Origin of the sequence: Streptomyces sp. NPDC093598 (assembly GCF_044764825.1) — a bacterium.
In the GTDB taxonomy this organism is placed as follows: domain Bacteria; phylum Actinomycetota; class Actinomycetes; order Streptomycetales; family Streptomycetaceae; genus Streptomyces.
Map to the genome: position 1 here is coordinate 198,455 of NZ_JBIWIV010000007.1, position 18,955 is coordinate 217,409.

An 18,955-nucleotide genomic window follows, 5' to 3' on the forward strand; every position below is an offset into this window, starting at 1 on the left:
TGCGTCCCCGATGTGGCGGACGGGGACGCACGGTCTTTCGTGCCTCAGGGGCTTACTGGGACCTAGGCCGGGCCGGCCCGCCGGTGCTCGGCCGCGATGCCGAAGCGCTGGGGTTCGCCAGGAGCGGACGCGACCTCGCGGACCGTGGAGACCGCGCTGATCACCTGCTCCTCCGCGGACTCCGCATGCTCTGGGGCCTCTTCGAGTCGCCGCAGGTCATCGGCCGAGACGAGGGCGACGAGGGGCTTGCCGTGCCGGGTGACGACGACGCGCTCGCCGGCGTACACCACGCGGTTGATCAGGTCGGCGAGCTCAGCCCGGGCTTGCGTCACCGGAATCTCATAGGCCATGTCCCCATCATAACGTGACGTACGTCCTGTACATTTTTTACAGAGACAGCTGTCGCCGGAGACCGCTGCGCCGCGAGGAGGGGTTCGCCATGACCCGACCGTCCGCCCGTTACGTGCTGCCCGAGTTCACCGAACGCACGGGGTCCGGGCAACGGACGATGGACCCGTACTCGAAGCTCCTGGAGGAGCGGATCGTCTTCCTCGGGGCGCCCGTGGACGAGACTTCGGCGAACGACGTGATGGCCCAGCTCATGTACTTGGAACACCATGCCCCGGACCGCGACATCTCGCTGTACATCAACTCCCCCGGCGGCACCTTCCACGCGATGACGGCGATCTACGACACCATGCAGTACGTCTCCTGCGACGTGGAGACGATCTGCCTGGGTCAGGCCGGTGCCGCCTCCTCGGTGCTGCTGGCGGGCGGCACGCCCGGCAAGCGATTCGCGCTGCCCGACGCACGCCTGGTGATCCATCAGCCGGCGCTGCCCGAGCCGGTCCGGGGGCAGGCCGGTGATCTGGCGATCCAGGCCGAGGAGTTGACGCGCATCCGGCTCCGGATGGAGGAGATGCTCGCACGGCACACCGGCCGCACCCGGAAGCAGGTGAGCACGGACATAGAGCGGGAGAAGATCCTCACCGCCCAGCAGGCGGTGGAGTACGGCCTGGTGGACGGGATCATCCCCAACCGCAAGGCCACCCTGGTCCCGCCGACCGGACGGTGAGGCCCCGGTGCTCCCGCCCGAACTCCCGCCGCTGCCCGCCCTGACCCGCGCCGAGGCGGAGTTGATCGACCGTTACCTCGAGGTCGTCGACCTGCTCGGCCGCATCAACCCGGCGCGGCACGGCGACACCTACCGCGGACTGCGCGCCGCCCAGGCGCTGGTGGGCAAGGCGACGGCGCTGCGCGACGCGCTGGCCCTGATGCACCGGCGAGGCGAGACGGAACTGCACGCCGGGACGTTGGCCCGGGCGCTGCGGGTGCTGGACGGTGAACGGCGCACGGCCCGGCTCACCCTTCCCCCGGAGTCCGTCAGTTGACGCGGAACCGTCGGTCCGGACGCCCGCCTCGCATACGGAGCGTCCGGACCTGAGTCGAAACGGACCAAAAGACGTACCCCTGTTCGGACTAGGCGGGAGACCGATTTTCGGCCCGTCCCGGTTGCGCAACATGCGGAGCCGATGGACGGAATGGGGCATTCCGTCGCTGGTCCGGCGGTCCGCGAACCCGTGGACAGTGGCTCGAAGGCACACGTGTCCACCCGAACGGGTGAGTGGTGAGTAACAACACAAATACGCGGTTCAGTTGGGAAATCAGGACAGTCATGAGCCAAGATCCCTGTCTGACGACAAGCCCCCGCCGCTGTGGCGGGGCGATCCGGGCGGACGCCGAGTCCTGCCGCCGCCCGGATGACCGGTCGACAGGAGTGGATCGGCAGGAGTGGAGGACCCAAGCACGACGGGTCGCCGGGACGGTCACGCCATGACCGACCCCGAGCAGCCCTTGGGGTGAAGCCGCGTCAGCGGCCGGGCAACTTCGCCAGCCCGAATCCGACAGGTCATCCTTCACAGGCGGCTGACGAAGGGTTGCGCATGACTGCGCTCAATCGTGTCCCGTCGCTCATGGTTCGGGCCGGCACGGCCTCGGCCCTCACCATCGCCGCGGTGGGCGGCTCGATCGTGGCCCCCGGCTTCTCCTCGGAGGCCGCGGCAGCCACACCGGGGACCAAGGCGCTCCAGATAGCGGCCTCGAAAAAGGGTGCGCCCTACAAGTACGGGGCCACCGGTCCGCACCGGTTCGACTGCTCCGGGCTCACGCTCTACTCGTTCAAGAAGGCCGGCAAGAAGCTTCCGCGCACGGCCGCCCAGCAGTACAACAAGACGCGCCACATCTCCGCCAAGAACCGCAAGGCGGGAGACCTGGTGTTCTTCCACTCGGGCAGCAACGTGTACCACGTCGGTATCTACGCGGGTAAGAACAAGCTCTGGCACTCCCCGAAGAGCGGGGACGTGGTGCGGCTGCAGAAGATCTGGACCAAGAGCGTCTGGTACGGGCGCGTGAAGTGATCCGCCCGGCGTGCGGCGGCGTCCCTGACGCGCCGCCGCACGCCGGAGCGTGACACGGGCTTGCCCGGATACCCGTCATTCCATGGCCGAGCACCGTCCCTGCACCGCACGCAACGAGACTCCGCTGCAGCGCGCCGACCGCAACTTCGTCGAGCTGCTCCAAGAACTCCGCGTCACCCAGACGGGCATGCAGATCCTCTTCGCCTTCCTGCTGTCGCTCGCCTTCACGTCGCGCTTCGAGGACCTCGACACGGTCCAGCGCGTCACCTACGTCATCACACTGCTGCTCGCGGTCCTGGCCGCCGCGCTGTTCACCGCGCCGGCGGCACTGCACCGCTCGCTCTTCCAGCAGGGCGCCAAGCCCCGCATCGTGCAGGTCTCCTCGCGCCTGGCCACCACCGGCCTGAGCGTGCTGGTGTTCGCGTTCAGCGGTTCCGTGCTGCTGGTGGTCGATGTGACCACGGGCCGGGCCGGTGGTATCGCCGCGGGCGTCGCGACCTTCCTGGTCTGCGTCGGCCTGTGGGGGCTGCTCCCGCGGCTGGTGCGGCGAGCGGGGCGGCGTGCGGAGGCGGACGGCACCGGGGACACCACCGAGGAGGAGCCGGCCCGGGACGACGCCACGATCCCCGCACAGCTGCGGCACACCGTCAGGCAGCCGTCTGGGCTTCGAGGAGCGGCAGCGCACCGGGAGGCACCGGCACGACACCGGTGACGGCGGCGGGCTCCTGCGGGGCGTGACGCCCGGAGCGGGCATCGTGGCCTCGGGGGTGGCCCGGATGTCGGTCGCGCGGGCAGGGGCGTGGGAGGGCAACCGCCGGGGAGGTCTTTCGGGTCCTGCGGTGAGCGGCTACGGCTCCTGCTGGACCGCTGTCGTCACCGGCCGGACCGGGACGACCCAGGGCAGTTCGATCGAGATGGTCTTGCCGCCTTCGCGGGTGGGGCGGATGCGGAGTCGGCCGCCGCATTCCGCGGTCAGCCAGCGGATGATGACCAGGCCACGGCCGTTGTCCTGCTGGACGGCCGCGGGCAGGCGTTTGGGGAAGCGCGGGTGACTGTCCGTGACACCGATGCGCAGCTGCTCGTCGCGGTCGAGCGCGACGTCCACGGTGAACGTGGGCGACTGACCGAAGGTGTGCTGGACGGCGTTGGTGGCGAGTTCCGAGATGATCAGCCGGACGGTGTCGGACACTTCCGTGCCCTCCGGCAGGCCCCACTCGGCCAGCGTGTCCACCACATAGGCGCGCGCTGCGGAGACCGAGGCGGGATCGCTCGGCAGAGTGACGGATGCTTCCAAATGGTCTGCCATGGCGACGTCGTCCCTTTCCCACGGGACCGCAGTCCGACACGGAGCGGATGGTTCGAGTACGGTCCCGGACTGGTGCTTCGTCGCCAGACTGCCACCAGTACGCCCGTGAAGGACGGCGATCCACCAAGATATGCATATATCTGTCGCTCAAAGCGGTGAACTCTGCGACGCGAGACCGTATTTGGGTGGCTCGGAAGGAGTAAGGAGGAGCCCATGCAGCACGGTCCCGCGGTGCGCCGCCGGAAACTGGGCGCCGAACTGCGTGCGCTGCGCACCTCGGCGGGGCTCACGAGCGGTGAGGCGGCACGGCTGGTGGGCTGGCACCAGTCCAAGGTGAGCCGGATCGAAACGGGCACGAGCGGGGCGAAACCGGCCGATGTGCGGTTACTCCTCGACGCCTACGCCGTCGCGGACTCCCAACTTCGCGAGCTGCTCATGGCGTTGGCGGGGTCCGACGAGAGCGGCGGACGTCATCACTGGTGGCACGCCTACCGGGGGGTGCTGCCGCCGACCTACCGGGACTTCATCAGCCTGGAGTCGCAGGCCGGCGCGATGCGCACGCTGGAGACCACGGTCGTCCCGGGCCTGCTCCAGACGCCCGAGTACGCGCGTGCGGTGACCAGGGCGGCGGTGGAGGGGCTTCCGGAGGACCGGCTGGACACGCTGGTCGAGGTGCGGCTGGCCCGGCAGGACGTGCTGCGCGCCGATCCCCCACTGGAACTGAGCGCCGTCCTGGACGAGGCGGTGCTGCGCCGGGAGGTGGGCGGGCCCGGGGTCATGGCACGCCAGCTGGAACGGCTGGTCGAGGCGGCCCGGCTGCCCCAAGTGCGCCTTCAGGTGCTGCCGTTCGCCGCCGGGGCGCACATCGGTGTCACCGGCCCTTTCGTTATCTTGTCATTTTCGAGCACTTCTGATCTGGATGTGGTTGTTCTCGACCACTTGACGAGTAGCCTCTACCTCGAACGGAAAGAAGACCTCCAGGCCTACACGGAGGCCTTCAACGCCCTTCAGATCCACGCCCTTTCGCCCGAGGACTCGTTGGATTTCATCGCCGGGACAGCCGCCGGCGCGTAAGGAGGCACCATGCGTGCACTGCCTCGTCACGTCCCCTCAAGCATCGAACTGCACGGTGTGCGGTGGTTGCGCAGCAGCTACAGCACCGGCGCGAACAACTGCGTCGAGACGGCGTGTCCGGATGCCCCGCCCTGGGCCGGACTGCTCGCCGTGCGCGACTCCAAGGACCCGGCCGGACCCGCGCTGCTCTTCTCTCCGGGGAGCTGGGCGGCCTTCGCGGCCGGGGTGGACCGCATGTAACCGCGTCCGATCAGACCGTCATCGTGCGACGCACGGCCGTGTCACGCCGACTCATGGTCGCGTCTCGCCGATCAGCCGTACGGCGCGTTCGATCTGCTGACCGGTCAGGTCCGCGCGGGCGGTCAGCCTGAGCCGTGAGATGCCGTCGGGCACGGAGGGAGGACGGAAGCACCCCACGGCCAGGCCCGCCGCTCGGCACTGCGCCGCCCAGTTCACGGCGTCCTCGGGAGAGGGCGCGCGCACCGAGACCACCGCGGCGTCCGGACGTACCGCTTCCAGTCCCGCGGCGGTCAGGCGTGCGTGCAGTTCGCCCGCCACCGCGCGGGCCCGTGCCGCCCGTTGCGGTTCGCGGCGCAGCAGCCGGAGGGCCGACAGGGCCGCTCCCGCCGCGGCGGGGGCGAGTCCCGTGTCGAAGATGAACGTCCGGGCCGCGTTGACCAGGTGGTCGACGACCCGCGCGGGGCCGAGGACGGCCCCGCCCTGGCTGCCCAGCGACTTGGACAGCGTGACCGTCGCGACCACGTCGCCGGCGCCCGCCAGTCCCGCCGCGTACGGGGCGCCGCGGCCGCCGTCGCCCAGGACGCCCAGGCCGTGGGCGTCGTCGACGACCAGCCCGGCGCCGCGCTCCCGGCAGGCCTCGGCCAGCGCGGTGAGGGGCGCCGCGTCGCCGTCGACGGAGAAGACCGTGTCGGACACGGCGATGGCCGTGCCCTCGTGCGTCGACAGCGCCTTGCGCACGGCATCGGGTTCGGCGTGCGCCACGACCTGTGTCGTGCCGCGGGCCAGTCGGCAGCCGTCGATGAGCGAGGCGTGGTTGCCCGCGTCGGAGACGATCAGGGAGCCGTGCGGGGCCAGCGCGGTGACCGCGGCGAGGTTGGCCGTGTACCCGGAGGAGAAGACGAGGGCCGCCTCGAAACCGCAGAAATCGGCCAGTTCCCGCTCGAGTTCCGTGTGCAGTTCGGTGGTGCCGGTGACCAGCCGGGAGCCGGTGGAGCCGCCGCCCCAGGTCCGCGCGGCCCGGGCCGCGCCCTCGGTGACCTCGGGGTGGCGGGCCAGCCCCAGGTAGTCGTTGCTCGCCAGGTCGAGGAGCGGCGAAGCGGCCGGACGGGGGCGCAGAGTCCGTACGAGTCCGGCGCGGCGGCGCCGCTGCGCCTGCTCGTCGATCCAGCCGAACGCCATGGGTGGTCCTCCGGGGAATTTGTAGGCAGTGCACAGACACTAGCGGGACGACCAGCAGGTCACTGTGTGGCAATACCCACACCTCGAAGCGACTCTGTTGTGCGAAGTCTCCTTGGCCCCGGGCACCTCCTTAGGACAGGATCGGCTTCCATGGACCTGCTGAACACGCTGGTGGACAAGGGGCTTCGGCGCGAGCTGCCGACCCGCGACGAGGCACTGGCCGTCCTCGCGACGTCCGACGACGACCTGCTCGATGTGGTGGCCGCGGCCGGAAAGGTGCGGCGGCACTGGTTCGGCCGGCGGGTGAAACTGAACTATCTCGTCAACCTGAAGTCCGGCCTGTGCCCCGAGGACTGCTCGTACTGTTCGCAGCGGCTCGGTTCGACGGCCGGGATCCTCAAGTACACCTGGCTCAAGCCCGACCAGGCGTCCGACGCGGCGGCGGCCGGGGTGGCCGGAGGGGCCAAACGGGTGTGCCTGGTGGCCAGCGGGCGCGGCCCGACCGACCGGGACGTGGACCGGGTCTCCGAGACGATCAAGACGATCAAGGAGAACAACGAGGGCGTCGAGGTGTGCGCCTGCCTCGGACTGCTCTCCGACGGACAGGCGGAGCGGCTGCGCGAGGCGGGCGCCGACGCCTACAACCACAACCTCAACACGTCCGAGGCGACGTACGGGGAGATCACCACCACGCACACGTACGAGGACCGCGTCGACACCGTGCACAAGGCGCACGCGGCCGGTCTGTCCGCCTGCTCCGGGCTGATCGCCGGCATGGGCGAGTCGGACGAGGACCTGGTGGACGTCGTCTTCTCGCTGCGTGAGCTGGACCCGGACTCGGTTCCGGTCAACTTCCTGATCCCGTTCGAGGGCACCCCGCTCGGCAAGGAGTGGAACCTGACCCCGCAGCGGTGCCTCAGGATCCTGGCGATGACGCGGTTCGTCTGCCCGGACGTCGAGGTGCGGATCGCGGGCGGACGCGAGGTCCATCTGCGCACGATGCAGCCGCTCGCCCTGCACCTGGCCAACTCGATCTTCCTCGGCGACTACCTCACCAGTGAGGGCCAGGCCGGCAAGGCCGACCTGGAGATGATCGCGGACGCCGGATTCGAGGTGGAGGGCACCGGCCAGGTGACGCTTCCCGAGCACCGGGCGGGAGGCTGCCACGACGGCGGCGGAGTCTGCGGTTCCGGTGGCGGGGCGTGCGGCTCGGACGAAGAGCCGCAGGTCGCCGACGCCCGTACAGGCGCCGAACCCCGGACCGATCTGGTCGCCGTGCGCCGCCGGGGCGCCGGGACGGACCTCGCGCCCAATGCCTGAGCCGACGGTCGCCGAGCTGCTGGAGCTCGACCGGCGGCACGTGTGGCATCCGTACGGCCCGATGCCCGGGCGGCAGGAACCGCTCGTCGTGGAGTCGGCGAGCGGGGTGCGGCTGCGCCTCGCCGACGGCTCGGGAGAGCTGGTCGACGGCATGTCGTCCTGGTGGTCGGCGATCCACGGCTACAACCACCCGGTGCTGAACGAGGCGGCGCGCGAGCAGCTCGGGCGGATGAGCCATGTGATGTTCGGAGGGCTCACCCACGAGCCCGCCGTGCGGCTGGCGAAGCTCCTTGTCGACATGTCGCCCGAGGGTCTGGAGCATGTCTTCCTCGCCGACTCCGGTTCGGTGTCGGTCGAGGTCGCGGTCAAGATGTGCCTGCAGTACTGGCGTTCGCTGGGCCGCCCCGGCAAGCAGCGGCTGCTGACCTGGCGCGGCGGCTACCACGGCGACACCTGGCAGCCGATGTCGGTATGCGATCCGGACGGTGGCATGCACGACCTGTGGACCGGGGTGCTGCAGCGCCAGGTGTTCGCCGACCCGCCCCCGGCGGAGTACGAGGAGGCGTACGCCGAGCACCTGCGGTCGCTGATCGAGCGCCACGCCGGTGAACTGGCCGCGGTGATCGTCGAACCGGTGGTGCAGGGCGCCGGCGGGATGCGGTTCCACTCCCCCGCGTATCTGCGGGTGCTGCGCGAGGCGTGCGACGCGCACGACGTGCTGCTGGTCTTCGACGAGATCGCGACCGGTTTCGGCCGTACGGGTGCGATGTTCGCCGCCGAGCACGCGGCCGTGGCGCCGGACGTGATGTGCCTGGGCAAGGCGCTGACCGGCGGCTACATGACGATGGCGGCGACGCTGTGCACCACGCGGGTGGCCGACGGCATCTCGCGGGGCGAGGTTCCGGTGCTCGCGCACGGCCCCACCTTCATGGGCAACCCGCTGGCGGCCGCCGTGGCCTGCGCCTCGATCGAGCTGCTGCTCGGGCAGGACTGGATCGCCGAGGTCAAGCGGATCGAGGCGGGGCTGCGGGACGGGCTGGCCGCGGCCTCGGACCTGCCGGGGGTGAAGGACGTACGGGTCCTCGGCGCCATCGGGGTCGTACAGCTGGATCACGCCGTGGACATGCGGGCGGCGACCGAGGCGGCCGTGCGCGAGGGCGTGTGGCTGCGGCCGTTCCGCGATCTGATCTACACCATGCCGCCGTACGTGACGGGCGACGCGGACCTGGCACGGATCGCGCGAGCGGTGTGCGCGGCGGCGCGGGAGGGATGACATGCCGGTACTGGTGATCACGGGCACGGGCACGGAGGTCGGCAAGACGGTCGTGACCGCCGCCGTCGCCGCGACGGCGCTGGCGGCCGGCCGTTCGGTGGCCGTGCTGAAGGCCGCCCAGACGGGCGTGCGGCCCGACGAGCCGGGGGACGCCGCCGAGGTGGCGCGCCTGGCGGGTCCGGTGACGACGGCCGAACTCGCCCGATTCCCTGAGCCGTTGGCCCCGGCCACGGCCGCACGCCGGGCCGGACGGGCCCCGGTGCATCCGCACGAGGTCGCGGAGGCCGCCGCCAAACTGGCCACCGAGCACGACCTGGTGCTGGTCGAGGGAGCGGGCGGACTGCTCGTACGGTTCGACGCGGCCGGAGGAACCCTGGCGGACGCGGCCCGGCTGCTGTCGGCGCCGGTGCTGGTCGTGGCGGCTGCGGGGCTCGGCACCCTGAACACGACGGAGCTGACGGCGCGTGAACTGCGCTCCCGGGGGCTGGACCTGGCCGGGATCGTGATCGGGAGCTGGCCCGCCGCCCCGGATCTCGCCGCGCGCTGCAACCTCGCGGACCTGCCGGACGTGGCCGGAGCGCCGCTGCTGGGCTCCGTTCCGGCGGGGTCGGGCGCCCTCTCCCCCACCGCTTTCCGGGGCACCGCACCGCACTGGCTGGCGCCCCGGCTGGACGGCTCGTGGGACGCGGAGGCGTTCCGGGTACGGGAGGCGCCCGAGGCGTTCTGAGGGTCGGACGGGCGTGTGGTGAAACCGGCGCGGACGTGATCGCGTGTTGAACCACGTACGTGATCGCCTCCGAAGGGACCATCTTGCACACGAACGGATCACGCCCGTCCCGCCGTACGGCCCTGGCACTGGGCACGGCCGCCGCTCTCTCGCTGGGCGGCGGCACGGCTCACGCCTCGCCCGGCACCCGTGGTGTCACCGCGCGGCTGCGGGAACTGGAGCAGGAGCACACCGCCCGGCTCGGCGTGTACGCCCGTAATCTGCGCACCGGGCGGACCGTGCGGTACCGGGCCGACGAACGCTTCCCGATGGCCTCGGTGTTCAAGACGCTCGCCGCCGCGGCCGTCCTGCGCAACCTCGACCGCGCCGGCGAGTTCCTGTCCCGGCGCGTCCACTACACCCAGGCCTACGTCGGCAAGTCCGGGTACTCCCCCGTCACCGAGAAGAACGTCGCGACCGGCATGACCGTCGGCGAACTGTGCGACGCCACCATCCGCTTCAGCGACAACACCGCGGGCAACCTGCTTCTGAAGGAGCTGGGCGGGCCGACCGCCGTGACGCGCTTCTGCCGTTCGATCGGTGACCGGGTCACCCGGCTCGACCGGTGGGAGCCCGAGCTCAACTCCGCGGAGCCGTGGCGCGTGACCGACACGACCTCCCCGCGCGCCATCGGCACGACCTACGCCCGGCTCGTGCTCGGCACCGCGCTGGAGCCCCGGGACCGGGCGCGGCTCATGGACTGGCTGCTGCGCAACACCACCAGCATCGACAGGTTCCGCAAGGGCCTGCCCGCCGACTGGCTGCTCGCCGACAAGACCGGCGGCGGACGGTACGGCAGCAACAACGACGTGGGCATCACCTGGCCGCCGGACGGCCCGCCGATCGTGCTGTCCGTCCTGACCACGCAGCCGGAGGAGGACGCCGTGGCCGACAACCCGCTGGTGGCCCGGACGGCCGCGCTGCTGGCGGCGGAACTCGCCTAGCGTGGGCCTCGACGGCAGGTCGTCGGGGGACACCTGGCTGGTGAGCGGTGCCCTCGGTGTCGCCGGTCTGCTCGCCCTGCACTCCGCCGTGCCCAACGGGGTCGGGCGGCTGGGGAGCCTGCTGGAGACGTTCCTGCCGTGGCTGGGGGCGGCCGTGCCCGTGCTCGGCTGCCTCGCCCTGCTCAAGCGGTCGTGGGCGGGGGCGCTCGCCTGCCTGGCGCCCACGGCCGTGTGGCTCTGGATGTTCGGTGGGATGTGGTTCTCCTCGGCCCCGGGCCCGTACGACCTGACCGTCGTCCAGCACAACGTGGCCGACGACGACGCCCACCCCGCCGGCACCGCACGGGCCCTGCTCGCGACCCGTGCGGGGCTGGTGGCCGTGCAGGAGCTGACCCCCGCGGCGCGGCCCGTGTACCAGGACGTCCTGGGCGCCTCCCATCCGCACCGGGCCGTCCACGGCACGGTCGGGCTCTGGTCGGCCCATCCGCTGTCCGACGTGCGGCCGGTGGACATCCGGCCCGAGGGCTTCCCGGAGGGCTGGCAGCGGGGTCTGCGGGCCACGGTGTCCGCACCGGGCGGCGGGATCGCGGTGTACGTGGTCCATCTGCCGTCCGTCCGGCTCGGGACGACAGGCCTCGCCTCGGCGGCCCGGGACGAGAGCGCGGCCCTGCTCGGCGCCCGGATCGACGGCGACCCCTCGGGCCGGCTCCTGGTGGTGGGCGACCTCAACGGAACGGTGCAGGACCGCGGTCTCGCCCCGCTCACCTCCCGGCTGCACGCCCCGCGCGCGGGGTTCGCGTTCAGCTGGCCGGCCGCCCTGCCGGTGGCGAGGATCGACCAGGTGCTGGGGCGAGGGGTCGAGGTGACGGAGGTGTCGGCGCTGGAGGCGACCGGCAGTGACCACCGTCCGGTCCTGGGCCGCGTACTCCTTCGGTAGGCGGCATGGGTGCGCCGGGCTCGTCGCGGGGAGAATCCCGGTAAGGCCGGCATCCTCAGGGAGGTCCCCATGCCGCACCGCTCCGGCACGATGCCACGGGACGCCGTGCACCATCCGCTGTTCGCCCGCTGCTACGCCCGGGTCAGTGTGGCCGCCGAGACCAGGATGGGCATGGGCCGGACGCGCGAGAGACTGCTCGGCGGGCTGTCCGGGCGGGTGATCGAGATCGGCGCGGGCAACGGGCTGAACTTCGCGCACTACCCGGGCACCGTCGCGGAGGTCGTGGCCATCGAACCGGAGCGGCGGCTGCGGCAGCTGGCCGTTCAGGCCGCGCTGCGCGCCGAGGTGCCGGTGGACGTGGCGCCGGGCGCGGCCGAGGCGCTGCCGGTCAAGAGCGAGGGCTTCGACGCGGCCGTGGTGTCGCTGGTGCTGTGCAGTGTGCGGGACGTGCCCCGGGCGCTCGGGGAGCTGCGGCGGGTGCTGCGGCCGGGCGGCGAGGTGCGGTTCTTCGAGCACGGCCGGGGCGGTGGCCGGGCGATGACCTGCACGCAGCGCGCGCTGGACCGGACGGTGTGGCCGGTGCTGAGCGGGGGCTGCCATGTGGCGCGGGAGCCGGTGCGGGCACTGCGGGAGGCCGGCTTCGAACTCGGCCCCTACCGGCGGGTGCTGATGCCGGCGGAGGGGCCGAAGCTGCCCACTTCGTACTGCGTGCTCGGGACGGCCTGGCGGCCGGTCAGCGGGTGATCACCAGGCTCCACCGGCGCGGCTCCCGCTCGATGTCCCGTACGGACGCCTCGCCGTTCTCGACCAGCCGGGCGAGGAGCTGGAGCAGTGCGGCGGCGCGGGGTGCGGGCTGTCGTAGACGGGGACGCCGAACACGGCGGCCCGGTGGCGGGCGACGGCGGCGACCAGAGACCTCTGGCGCGGAGGGGCTGGCACCGGCGAGAGCGGAGTCCGACCCACGGAGGATACCGAGTGTGGGCCGGGTCACATTACCCTCGGGCAGGGCCAGGAGGTCCTGACGTCCACCCAGAGGAGGCGGCCTTGTCCACACCTGCTGCGGAGCACGCTCCCGGCCTCGCGCCGGCCGACGGGATCGCGGCCCGCGCCCGCGGCCTGACCAAGGCGTACGGCTCGGGCGAGACGACCGTGCTCGCGCTCGACTCGGTGGACGTGGACGTCGTCCGCGGCCGGTTCACCGCGGTGATGGGGCCGTCGGGCTCCGGGAAGTCCACGCTGATGCACTGTCTGGCGGGGCTCGACACGGTCTCGGCCGGTCAGGTGTGGCTCGGTGACACGGAGATCACCGGGCTGAGGGAACGCGAGCTGACGCGGCTGCGCCGCGACCGGATCGGGTTCATGTTCCAGTCGTTCAACCTCATCCCGACCCTGAACGCGTTGGAGAACATCACCCTGCCCATGGACATCGCGGGCCGGAAGCCCGACGAGACATGGCTGGACCGGGTGATCGACACCCTGGGTCTGAGGGACCGGCTCAAGCACCGGCCGTCGCAGCTCTCCGGCGGGCAGCAGCAGCGCGTGGCCTGCGCGCGGGCGCTGGCCTCCCGGCCCGAGCTGATCTTCGCGGACGAGCCGACCGGCAACCTCGACTCGCGCGCGGGCCTCGAGGTGCTCGGCTTCCTGCGCGAGGCGGTGGACCAGCTCGGGCAGACCGTCGTCATGGTCACCCACGACCCGGGCGCCGCCGCCCACTCGGACCTGGTGCTCTTCCTCGGGGACGGCCGGATCGTCGACGAGATGCGGCGCCCCACGGCGGAGGCGGTACTGGAGCGGATGAAGAGGTTCGACGTGATCCGCACCCGGTACGAGGACGCCCCGGTACCGACCGAGGAGAACTGAGCCCGTGCTCAAGGCGACCCTGAGGAGCTTCCTGGCGCACAAGGGGCGGCTGCTGCTCTCGGCGCTCGCCGTCCTGCTGTCCGTCGCGTTCGTCACGGGGAGCCTGATCTTCTCGGACACCGTCAGCCGCACGTTCGACCGGTTGTTCGCCTCCACCGCGGCCGATGTGACGGTCAGCCCGAAGGAGGGCCTGGACGAGGCGGTGCCCTCCGGCCGGACGGCCACCCTGCCGGCCGCACTCGCCGAACGGGTCCGGCAGGTCGACGGGGTCGCGGCGGCCCGCGCCGACGTGGAGGTGAACGGCCTCACGGTCGTCGACGAGGAGAACGAACCGGTGGGCCCGACCACCGGGGCGCCCACACTCGGCAACGCCTGGAACCCGAACGAGCGCAGCCCCGTGAAGCTGACCTCGGGCCATGCCCCGCGCGGTCCCGCCGAGGCGCTGCTCGACTCCGAGACCGCGGGCCGCAAGGACGTGCGCATCGGCGACACCCTCACCGTCATCGCGCCCCCCGGGTCGTTCCAGGTCCGGGTGGTCGGCATCGTCACCTTCACGACCACCAACCCCGGCTCGGCGCTGATCTACTTCGACACCCCCACCGCGCAGACGAAGCTGCTGGGCCGGCCCGGGACGGCCACCGCCATCGCGGTCGACGCGGCGGAGGGCGTCGGCGACGGCCGGCTCAAACAGCGCGTGGCCGACGCGCTCGGCGCGCACACCTACGACTTCAGAACGGCCGGCGAGCAGGCCGAGTCGGATGTCGAGCAGCTGGGTGGGTTCCTCGACGTCATCAAGTACGTGATGCTCGGCTTCGCCGGGATCGCCGTGCTGGTGGGCGTGTTCCTGATCGTCAACACCTTCTCCATGCTCATCGCCCAGCGCACCCGGGAGCTGGGGCTGCTGCGCGCGCTCGGCGCGGACCGGCGCCAGGTCCGCGACTCGGTGCTCACCGAGGCACTGCTGCTCGGGCTCGTCGGCTCCACGCTGGGGCTGGCCGCGGGCATCGGGCTCGCGGCCGGGCTGATCGGGCTGATGGGCCTGCTCGGCATGAACATCGACGCCGACGAGATGGAGATCCGCTGGGTGACACCGGTGGCGGCGTACGTCGTCGGGCTCGGCGTCACCTTCGTCGCCGCGTACCTCCCGGCGCGGCGGGCCGCGGGCGTCTCGCCGATGGCCGCGCTCTCGGACGCCGAGGTCGCCGGGGTGGGCCGGCCGCTGCGGATGCGCGCGGTGGCGGGCGGGATCGTCGGCGCGGCCGGTGTCGCGGCGCTCGTGGGCTGCGCGGTGTCGGAGCAGACCGCGTCGGCGGCGTCCCTGCTGGGGCTCGGCGTGGTGCTCACCCTGATCGCGACCGTGATCGCCGGGCCGCTGCTGGTGCGCCCGGTGATCCGGGTGCTCGGCGCGGCCTTTCCCGCGCTGTTCGGGTCGATCGGCCGGATGAGTCAGCGCAACGCCCTGCGCAACCCGCGCCGCACCGGGGCCACCGCCGCCGCCCTGATGGTGGGGATCGCCCTGGTCGGCGGGATGTCGGTGGCGAGCGAGTCGATGACCGCGTCGTTCGACCGGCAGATCGACAAGACGCTGGGCGCCGACTTCGTCATCCAGAACACCAACTTCCAGCCGTTCCCGAGGGAGGTCACCGACAAGGTGCGCGGCACCGACGGTGTGGGCCTCGTCGTGCGCGGGCGGTTCACACCGGTCGCGGTGCGGCTCCCGGACGGCGACCGGGTGGAGACGACCGCCGGGGGCTACGATCCGCGGCTCGACGAGGTCGCCAACATCGCCTACGTGCAAGGGGACTCCGCGGCCGCGCTGGCGAGCGGGCGCCTGGCCATGGACCGGGACTTCGCGCGCGACCACGGCGTCCGGGTGGGCAGCACCGTCCCGGTGGAGTTCCAGGGCGGACGCTCGGCCGAGCTGACGGTCGGCGCGCTCACCGACCAGGACGCCGCCGAGGGGTTCGGCACTCAGGGCGGGCTGTACTTCGGGCTGGGCACCCTGGAGCGGTACGCGCCGGGCGGGCAGGACTCCGCGCTGTACGTCAACGCCGCCGGCGGCACGAGCGACGACGACCTGCGCGCGAATCTGGAGGAGACGCTGGACCCGTACCCGCAGGTGCAGGTGCGGGACCTGGCCGACTACAAACAGCTGGTCCACGACCAGATCTCCGTGCTGCTGTACCTCGTGTACGCGCTGCTCGGGCTGGCGATCATCATCGCGGTGCTGGGCGTGGTCAACACCCTCGCGCTGTCGGTCGTCGAACGCACCCGGGAGATCGGCCTGTTGCGCGCGATCGGGCTGGCCCGGCGTCAGCTGCGGCGAATGATCCGGCTGGAGTCGGTGGTGATCGCCGTGTTCGGCGCCGTCCTCGGGCTCGTGCTGGGGCTGGTGTGGGGTGTGTGCACCCAGCAGGTGCTGGCGCTCCAGGGCATGACGGCCCTGGCGATCCCGTGGCTGACGATCGTGCTGGTGGTGGTCGGCTCGGCGGTGGTGGGGGTCGTGGCGGCACTGCTGCCGGCGTTGCGCGCGTCCCGCATGAACGTGCTGGCGGCCATCGCGCACGAGTGACGTCCGGATGGTGAAACGGTCTGACGCGGGTCTGCGTGAGTGATGTGATCACGGGATGACCGACCTGCGTATCCGGGCCGCGACGCCCGAGGACATCGACGCCGTGCTGGCCTTCTGGAAGGTCGCCGCCGAGGGCACGAGCATCAGTGACGACCGCGGTGGCGTGGAGCGGCTGGTCGCGCGTGACCCCGAGGCGCTGATCCTCGCGGAACGCGGCGGCGAGCTGGTGGGCACGGTGATCGCCGGGTTCGACGGCTGGCGCTGCCACCTGTACCGGCTGGCCGTGCACCCGGACCACCGCCGTCAGGGCATCGCGTCCGCGCTGCTCGCTGCCGCGGAGGAGCGGTTCGTACGGCTCGGCGGTCGCCGCGCGGACGCGATGGTGCTCACCCGCAACGAGACAGCGCACCAGGCGTGGGGCGCCGCGGGATACGGGCCGGAGGAGCGGTGGCGGCGCTGGGTGAAGCCGCTCACCGACCCGGCGCCCGCCCCGTGATCGGGTCCGGGTGAGGACTTTGCCCATCCTTTACCCTTGAATGGCCACTCGGTCCTGCATGAAAGGTTGTGAGCGTCCGCCCATGGGCGAGCCTCCCCGTGCGCGACACCGCGCGTTCCGCCCCGTCCTGGAGAACCATGGAACGGGGGTGAACCGATGACCGAAGTGCTCCTTCTCCTGGCGGCGATCCTGCTGTCACTCGCCTGCGGCGCCTTCGTGGCGGCCGAGTTCTCCCTCACCACGGTCGAGCGTGCCGAGCTGGAGCGGGCCGTCGAGCGCGGCGAGCGGGGTGCGCAGGGGGCACTGAAGGCCGTACGGAACCTGACGTTCCAGCTCTCCGGTGCCCAGCTCGGCATCACGGTGACGAACCTGGTGGTCGGCATGCTCGCCGAGCCGTCGATCGCCGCCCTGATCGCCGGGCCGCTGGAGGACCTCGGCATCTCGCGCTCGGCGTCGCACAGCGTCGCGCTGGTGCTGGGCACGGCCGCGTCGACGGTGTTCCTGATGGTCGTGGGCGAGCTGGTGCCCAAGAACTGGGCGATCTCCTCGCCGCTGGCGGTCGCCAAGACGGTGGGCAACGCGCAGCGCTGGTTCAGCGCCGCGTTCCGGCCCTTCATCACCCATCTGAACAACACGGCGAACCGGGTCGTGCGGCGGATCGGTGTCGAGCCCGCCGAGGAACTGGCCTCGGCGCGCGGGCCCCAGGAGCTGGCCGCCCTCGCCCGGCACTCCGCCAAGGAGGGCGCCCTGGAGGCAGACACCGCCGAGCTGTTCGTGCGGACCCTGAACCTGGCCGACCTGACCGCGGAGAACGTGATGACGCCCCGGGTGCAGGTCGTCGCGCTGGAGGTGCAGGCGACCCTGGAGGACGTGGCGAACGCGACCCGGGCGACCGGACTGTCCCGGTTCCCCGTCTACCGCGGGACGCTCGACTCGGTCGTCGGAACGGCCCACGTCAAGGACGTGCTGGCGGTACCGGCCGAGCGCCGGACCCGGATCCACGTCTCCGAGCTGATGCGCGAGCCGCTGCTGGTCCCGGAGACGCTCACCGTCGACCGGCTCCTGGACCGGCTCTCCGGCAAGCGCACGATGGCCGTCGTGATCGACGAGTACGGCGGCACGGCCGGCGTGGCCACCCTGGAGGACATCGTCGAGGAGGTCGTCGGCGAGGTGCGCGACGAACACGACCCGCACGAGGTTCCCGACCTGGCCGCGGCCGGCACGGACGAGGCCGGACACCCGCTGTACTCGGCCGACGGCTCCGCGCGCGTGGACCACCTGGAACGCGTCGGGCTGCGCGCGCCGGAGGGCCCCTACGAGACGCTCGCCGGGCTGGTCGCCATGGTGCTCGGCCGGATACCGGCCGCCGGTGACACCCTCGAGGTCGCCGGCTGGCACCTGGAGGTCCTCGACGCGACGGGGCGCCGGGCCGCCCGCGTCCGGCTGCGCGCCCCCCTCGACGACCGCAAGCCCGACGAGAGGGGGGTCGAACTGTGACCGCCGTCCAGCTGCTGATCGGACTGGCGACGCTCGTCGTCAACGCCTTCTTCGTCGGCGCCGAGTTCGCGCTGATCTCGGTGCGCCGCAGCCAGATCGAGCCCTACGTCGACCGGGGTGACCGGCGCGCGAAGAGCGTGCTGTGGGGCCTGGAGCACGTGTCCGCGCTGATGGCGGCCGCTCAGCTCGGCATCACGCTGTGCACGCTGGTCCTGGGCGTGGTGGCCGAACCGGCGATCGCGCACCTGCTGGAGCCGGTGTTCCACGCGGTGGGCGTGCCCGAGGGAGCGGGACACGCGGTGTCCTTCGTGATCGCGCTGGCCCTGGCGACGTATCTGCACATGCTGCTCGGCGAGATGGTGCCGAAGAACATCGCGCTGGCGGAGCCGGTGCGCAGCGCGCTGGCGCTCGGTCCGCCCCTGGTGGCGCTGTCCCGCGCGCTGCGCCCGGTGATCTTCACGGTGAACGCGTTCGCCAACGCGCTGCTGAAGCTGCTGCGTGTGGAGGCCCGGGAGGAGGTCGCCGCCTCCTACTCGGACGCGGAGATCGCGCAGATCGTGAAGGACTCCAGCGAGGCCGGTCTGATCGACGACCGTGCCCAGGAGCGGCTGCACGACGCGCTGGAGCTGGGCCGCCGTCCGGTGCGGGACGTGGTGCTGCCGCTGGAGCGCGTGGTGTACGCGAGCGTCGGCGTCACGCCGGAGGAGCTGGAGCGGCTGTCGGCGGAGTCCGGGTTCTCCCGCTTCCCGGTGGTGGACGAGGGGCGGCGGATCGTGGGCTATCTCCATGTGAAGGACGCCCTGGAGGCCGTCGGGCGCGACGTGCCGTTCCGGCTGCGCGACATGCGGCCCATCGCGCGCGTGGTGGAGCGCACCCCGCTGGACGACGTCCTGACGGCGATGCGGGGCAGCCGTACGCACCTCGCCGCCGTCCTCGGGGCGGACGGGCGGATGGCCGGGCTGGTGACCATGGAGGACGTGCTGCGGGAGCTGTTCGGTCAGCGGGCGTGAAGCGGGCGGGCCGCGGAGCCCGCTGCCGAGGGCCCGGAGGCCGACCGACTGCTGGGTATGTGCA

The 18,955-nt window shown here is 72.1% G+C and carries 20 protein-coding genes, 1 pseudogene and 1 riboswitch; of the genes and pseudogenes, 17 read left to right on the forward strand and 4 right to left on the reverse strand.

Annotated elements, in window-relative coordinates; translation table 11 throughout:
* Positions 1-62: 62 nt before the first annotated feature.
* Positions 63-350 (reverse strand): type II toxin-antitoxin system Phd/YefM family antitoxin, encoded by a 288-nt coding sequence (locus ACIRDU_RS22500; protein WP_403582021.1) that lies wholly within the window; start codon positions 348-350, stop codon positions 63-65.
* Positions 351-439: 89 nt separating this feature from the next.
* Here ACIRDU_RS22500 and ACIRDU_RS22505 point away from each other — a divergent pair, with 89 nt between their 5' ends.
* From ACIRDU_RS22505 to ACIRDU_RS22520, 4 genes are all read left to right on the forward strand, one after another.
* Positions 440-1,075 carry an ATP-dependent Clp protease proteolytic subunit gene (locus ACIRDU_RS22505; protein ID WP_403582022.1) on the forward strand — a complete coding sequence of 212 codons (636 nt, stop codon included), beginning with the start codon at positions 440-442 and terminating at the stop codon, positions 1,073-1,075.
* A 7-nt stretch (positions 1,076-1,082) separates the two neighbouring features.
* Positions 1,083-1,391: a hypothetical protein gene (locus ACIRDU_RS22510; protein WP_403582024.1), complete on the forward strand. Its 309-nt coding sequence runs from the start codon at positions 1,083-1,085 to the stop codon at positions 1,389-1,391.
* A 336-nt stretch (positions 1,392-1,727) separates the two neighbouring features.
* Positions 1,728-1,940: riboswitch (cyclic di-AMP (ydaO/yuaA leader) on the forward strand.
* 3 nt (positions 1,941-1,943) lie between these two features.
* Positions 1,944-2,417: a C40 family peptidase gene (locus ACIRDU_RS22515; RefSeq protein ID WP_403582026.1), complete on the forward strand. Its 474-nt coding sequence runs from the start codon at positions 1,944-1,946 to the stop codon at positions 2,415-2,417.
* 82 nt (positions 2,418-2,499) lie between these two features.
* Positions 2,500-3,129 carry a DUF6328 family protein gene (locus ACIRDU_RS22520; RefSeq protein WP_403582028.1) on the forward strand — a complete coding sequence of 210 codons (630 nt, stop codon included), beginning with the start codon at positions 2,500-2,502 and terminating at the stop codon, positions 3,127-3,129.
* A 135-nt stretch (positions 3,130-3,264) separates the two neighbouring features.
* Here ACIRDU_RS22520 and ACIRDU_RS22525 read toward each other — a convergent pair whose 3' ends face one another.
* Entirely contained in the window at positions 3,265-3,723 is a 459-nt protein-coding gene (locus ACIRDU_RS22525; RefSeq protein WP_403582030.1) for an ATP-binding protein, read from the reverse strand.
* Between the two features lie 213 nt (positions 3,724-3,936).
* On the opposite strand from ACIRDU_RS22525, the gene ACIRDU_RS22530 reads away from it, so the two are divergent.
* Together ACIRDU_RS22530 and ACIRDU_RS22535 are read left to right on the forward strand one after the other, a co-directional pair.
* Entirely contained in the window at positions 3,937-4,797 is an 861-nt protein-coding gene (locus ACIRDU_RS22530; RefSeq protein ID WP_403582032.1) for a helix-turn-helix domain-containing protein, read from the forward strand.
* A gap of 9 nt (positions 4,798-4,806) precedes the next feature.
* The gene (locus ACIRDU_RS22535; protein ID WP_175431248.1) at positions 4,807-5,037 is read left to right on the forward strand and encodes a DUF397 domain-containing protein; all 231 of its coding nucleotides are present in this window, start codon (positions 4,807-4,809) and stop codon (positions 5,035-5,037) included.
* 51 nt (positions 5,038-5,088) lie between these two features.
* Here ACIRDU_RS22535 and ACIRDU_RS22540 read toward each other — a convergent pair whose 3' ends face one another.
* Positions 5,089-6,216 carry an 8-amino-7-oxononanoate synthase gene (locus ACIRDU_RS22540; RefSeq protein ID WP_403582034.1) on the reverse strand — a complete coding sequence of 376 codons (1,128 nt, stop codon included), beginning with the start codon at positions 6,214-6,216 and terminating at the stop codon, positions 5,089-5,091.
* A gap of 150 nt (positions 6,217-6,366) precedes the next feature.
* Here ACIRDU_RS22540 and bioB point away from each other — a divergent pair, with 150 nt between their 5' ends.
* From bioB to ACIRDU_RS22570, 6 genes are all read left to right on the forward strand, one after another.
* Positions 6,367-7,536, forward strand: a complete 1,170-nt coding sequence (bioB, locus tag ACIRDU_RS22545) for a biotin synthase BioB (protein WP_403582036.1) — start codon at positions 6,367-6,369, stop codon at positions 7,534-7,536.
* Complete coding sequence (locus tag ACIRDU_RS22550; RefSeq protein ID WP_403582038.1) at positions 7,529-8,809, forward strand: adenosylmethionine--8-amino-7-oxononanoate transaminase; 1,281 nt, start codon at positions 7,529-7,531, stop codon at positions 8,807-8,809. The genes bioB and ACIRDU_RS22550 overlap by 8 nt, the downstream gene beginning before the upstream one ends.
* A 1-nt stretch (position 8,810) precedes the next feature.
* Positions 8,811-9,536 carry a dethiobiotin synthase gene (bioD, locus tag ACIRDU_RS22555; RefSeq protein WP_403582040.1) on the forward strand — a complete coding sequence of 242 codons (726 nt, stop codon included), beginning with the start codon at positions 8,811-8,813 and terminating at the stop codon, positions 9,534-9,536.
* Positions 9,537-9,619: 83 nt separating this feature from the next.
* Positions 9,620-10,519 carry a class A beta-lactamase gene (gene bla / locus ACIRDU_RS22560; protein ID WP_403582042.1) on the forward strand — a complete coding sequence of 300 codons (900 nt, stop codon included), beginning with the start codon at positions 9,620-9,622 and terminating at the stop codon, positions 10,517-10,519.
* Position 10,520: 1 nt separating this feature from the next.
* The gene (locus ACIRDU_RS22565) at positions 10,521-11,456 is read left to right on the forward strand and encodes an endonuclease/exonuclease/phosphatase family protein (RefSeq protein ID WP_403582044.1); all 936 of its coding nucleotides are present in this window, start codon (positions 10,521-10,523) and stop codon (positions 11,454-11,456) included.
* A 69-nt stretch (positions 11,457-11,525) separates the two neighbouring features.
* Positions 11,526-12,200: a class I SAM-dependent methyltransferase gene (locus tag ACIRDU_RS22570; RefSeq protein ID WP_403582046.1), complete on the forward strand. Its 675-nt coding sequence runs from the start codon at positions 11,526-11,528 to the stop codon at positions 12,198-12,200.
* Here ACIRDU_RS22570 and ACIRDU_RS22575 read toward each other — a convergent pair.
* Positions 12,190-12,371, reverse strand: a pseudogene (locus ACIRDU_RS22575) (fic family toxin-antitoxin system, toxin component); the annotation flags it as partial. The gene ACIRDU_RS22570 and the pseudogene ACIRDU_RS22575 sit on opposite strands and share 11 nt — an antisense overlap.
* 129 nt (positions 12,372-12,500) lie before the next feature.
* Here ACIRDU_RS22575 and ACIRDU_RS22580 point away from each other — a divergent pair.
* The 5 genes from ACIRDU_RS22580 to ACIRDU_RS22600 all read left to right on the forward strand — a co-directional run bounded on the left by ACIRDU_RS22580 (position 12,501) and on the right by ACIRDU_RS22600 (position 18,891).
* Positions 12,501-13,316 (forward strand): ABC transporter ATP-binding protein, encoded by an 816-nt coding sequence (locus tag ACIRDU_RS22580; RefSeq protein WP_403582048.1) that lies wholly within the window; start codon positions 12,501-12,503, stop codon positions 13,314-13,316.
* 4 nt (positions 13,317-13,320) lie between these two features.
* The gene (locus ACIRDU_RS22585; protein ID WP_403582050.1) at positions 13,321-15,888 is read left to right on the forward strand and encodes an ABC transporter permease; all 2,568 of its coding nucleotides are present in this window, start codon (positions 13,321-13,323) and stop codon (positions 15,886-15,888) included.
* Positions 15,889-15,943: 55 nt separating this feature from the next.
* The gene (locus ACIRDU_RS22590) at positions 15,944-16,384 is read left to right on the forward strand and encodes a GNAT family N-acetyltransferase (RefSeq protein WP_403582052.1); all 441 of its coding nucleotides are present in this window, start codon (positions 15,944-15,946) and stop codon (positions 16,382-16,384) included.
* Between the two features lie 156 nt (positions 16,385-16,540).
* Complete coding sequence (locus ACIRDU_RS22595; protein WP_403582053.1) at positions 16,541-17,881, forward strand: hemolysin family protein; 1,341 nt, start codon at positions 16,541-16,543, stop codon at positions 17,879-17,881.
* Complete coding sequence (locus ACIRDU_RS22600) at positions 17,878-18,891, forward strand: hemolysin family protein (RefSeq protein ID WP_403582055.1); 1,014 nt, start codon at positions 17,878-17,880, stop codon at positions 18,889-18,891. Before ACIRDU_RS22595 ends, ACIRDU_RS22600 begins: the two co-directional genes overlap by 4 nt.
* The last annotated feature ends 64 nt before the right edge of the window (positions 18,892-18,955 follow it).

Excerpts from the sequence above, each read along its gene's own strand:
- ACIRDU_RS22500 (WP_403582021.1), bottom strand. The coding sequence starts at position 350 with ATGGCCTATGAGATTCCGGTGACGCAAGCCCGGGCTGAGCTCGCCGAC.
- ACIRDU_RS22505 (WP_403582022.1), top strand. The coding sequence starts at position 440 with ATGACCCGACCGTCCGCCCGTTACGTGCTGCCCGAGTTCACCGAACGC.
- ACIRDU_RS22515 (WP_403582026.1), top strand. The coding sequence starts at position 1,944 with ATGACTGCGCTCAATCGTGTCCCGTCGCTCATGGTTCGGGCCGGCACG.
- ACIRDU_RS22520 (WP_403582028.1), top strand. The coding sequence starts at position 2,500 with ATGGCCGAGCACCGTCCCTGCACCGCACGCAACGAGACTCCGCTGCAG.
- ACIRDU_RS22525 (WP_403582030.1), bottom strand. The coding sequence starts at position 3,723 with ATGGCAGACCATTTGGAAGCATCCGTCACTCTGCCGAGCGATCCCGCC.
- ACIRDU_RS22530 (WP_403582032.1), top strand. The coding sequence starts at position 3,937 with ATGCAGCACGGTCCCGCGGTGCGCCGCCGGAAACTGGGCGCCGAACTG.
- ACIRDU_RS22535 (WP_175431248.1), top strand. The coding sequence starts at position 4,807 with ATGCGTGCACTGCCTCGTCACGTCCCCTCAAGCATCGAACTGCACGGT.
- ACIRDU_RS22540 (WP_403582034.1), bottom strand. The coding sequence starts at position 6,216 with ATGGCGTTCGGCTGGATCGACGAGCAGGCGCAGCGGCGCCGCCGCGCC.
- bioB (WP_403582036.1), top strand. The coding sequence starts at position 6,367 with ATGGACCTGCTGAACACGCTGGTGGACAAGGGGCTTCGGCGCGAGCTG.
- ACIRDU_RS22550 (WP_403582038.1), top strand. The coding sequence starts at position 7,529 with ATGCCTGAGCCGACGGTCGCCGAGCTGCTGGAGCTCGACCGGCGGCAC.
- bioD (WP_403582040.1), top strand. The coding sequence starts at position 8,811 with ATGCCGGTACTGGTGATCACGGGCACGGGCACGGAGGTCGGCAAGACG.
- ACIRDU_RS22570 (WP_403582046.1), top strand. The coding sequence starts at position 11,526 with ATGCCGCACCGCTCCGGCACGATGCCACGGGACGCCGTGCACCATCCG.
- ACIRDU_RS22590 (WP_403582052.1), top strand. The coding sequence starts at position 15,944 with ATGACCGACCTGCGTATCCGGGCCGCGACGCCCGAGGACATCGACGCC.
- ACIRDU_RS22595 (WP_403582053.1), top strand. The coding sequence starts at position 16,541 with ATGACCGAAGTGCTCCTTCTCCTGGCGGCGATCCTGCTGTCACTCGCC.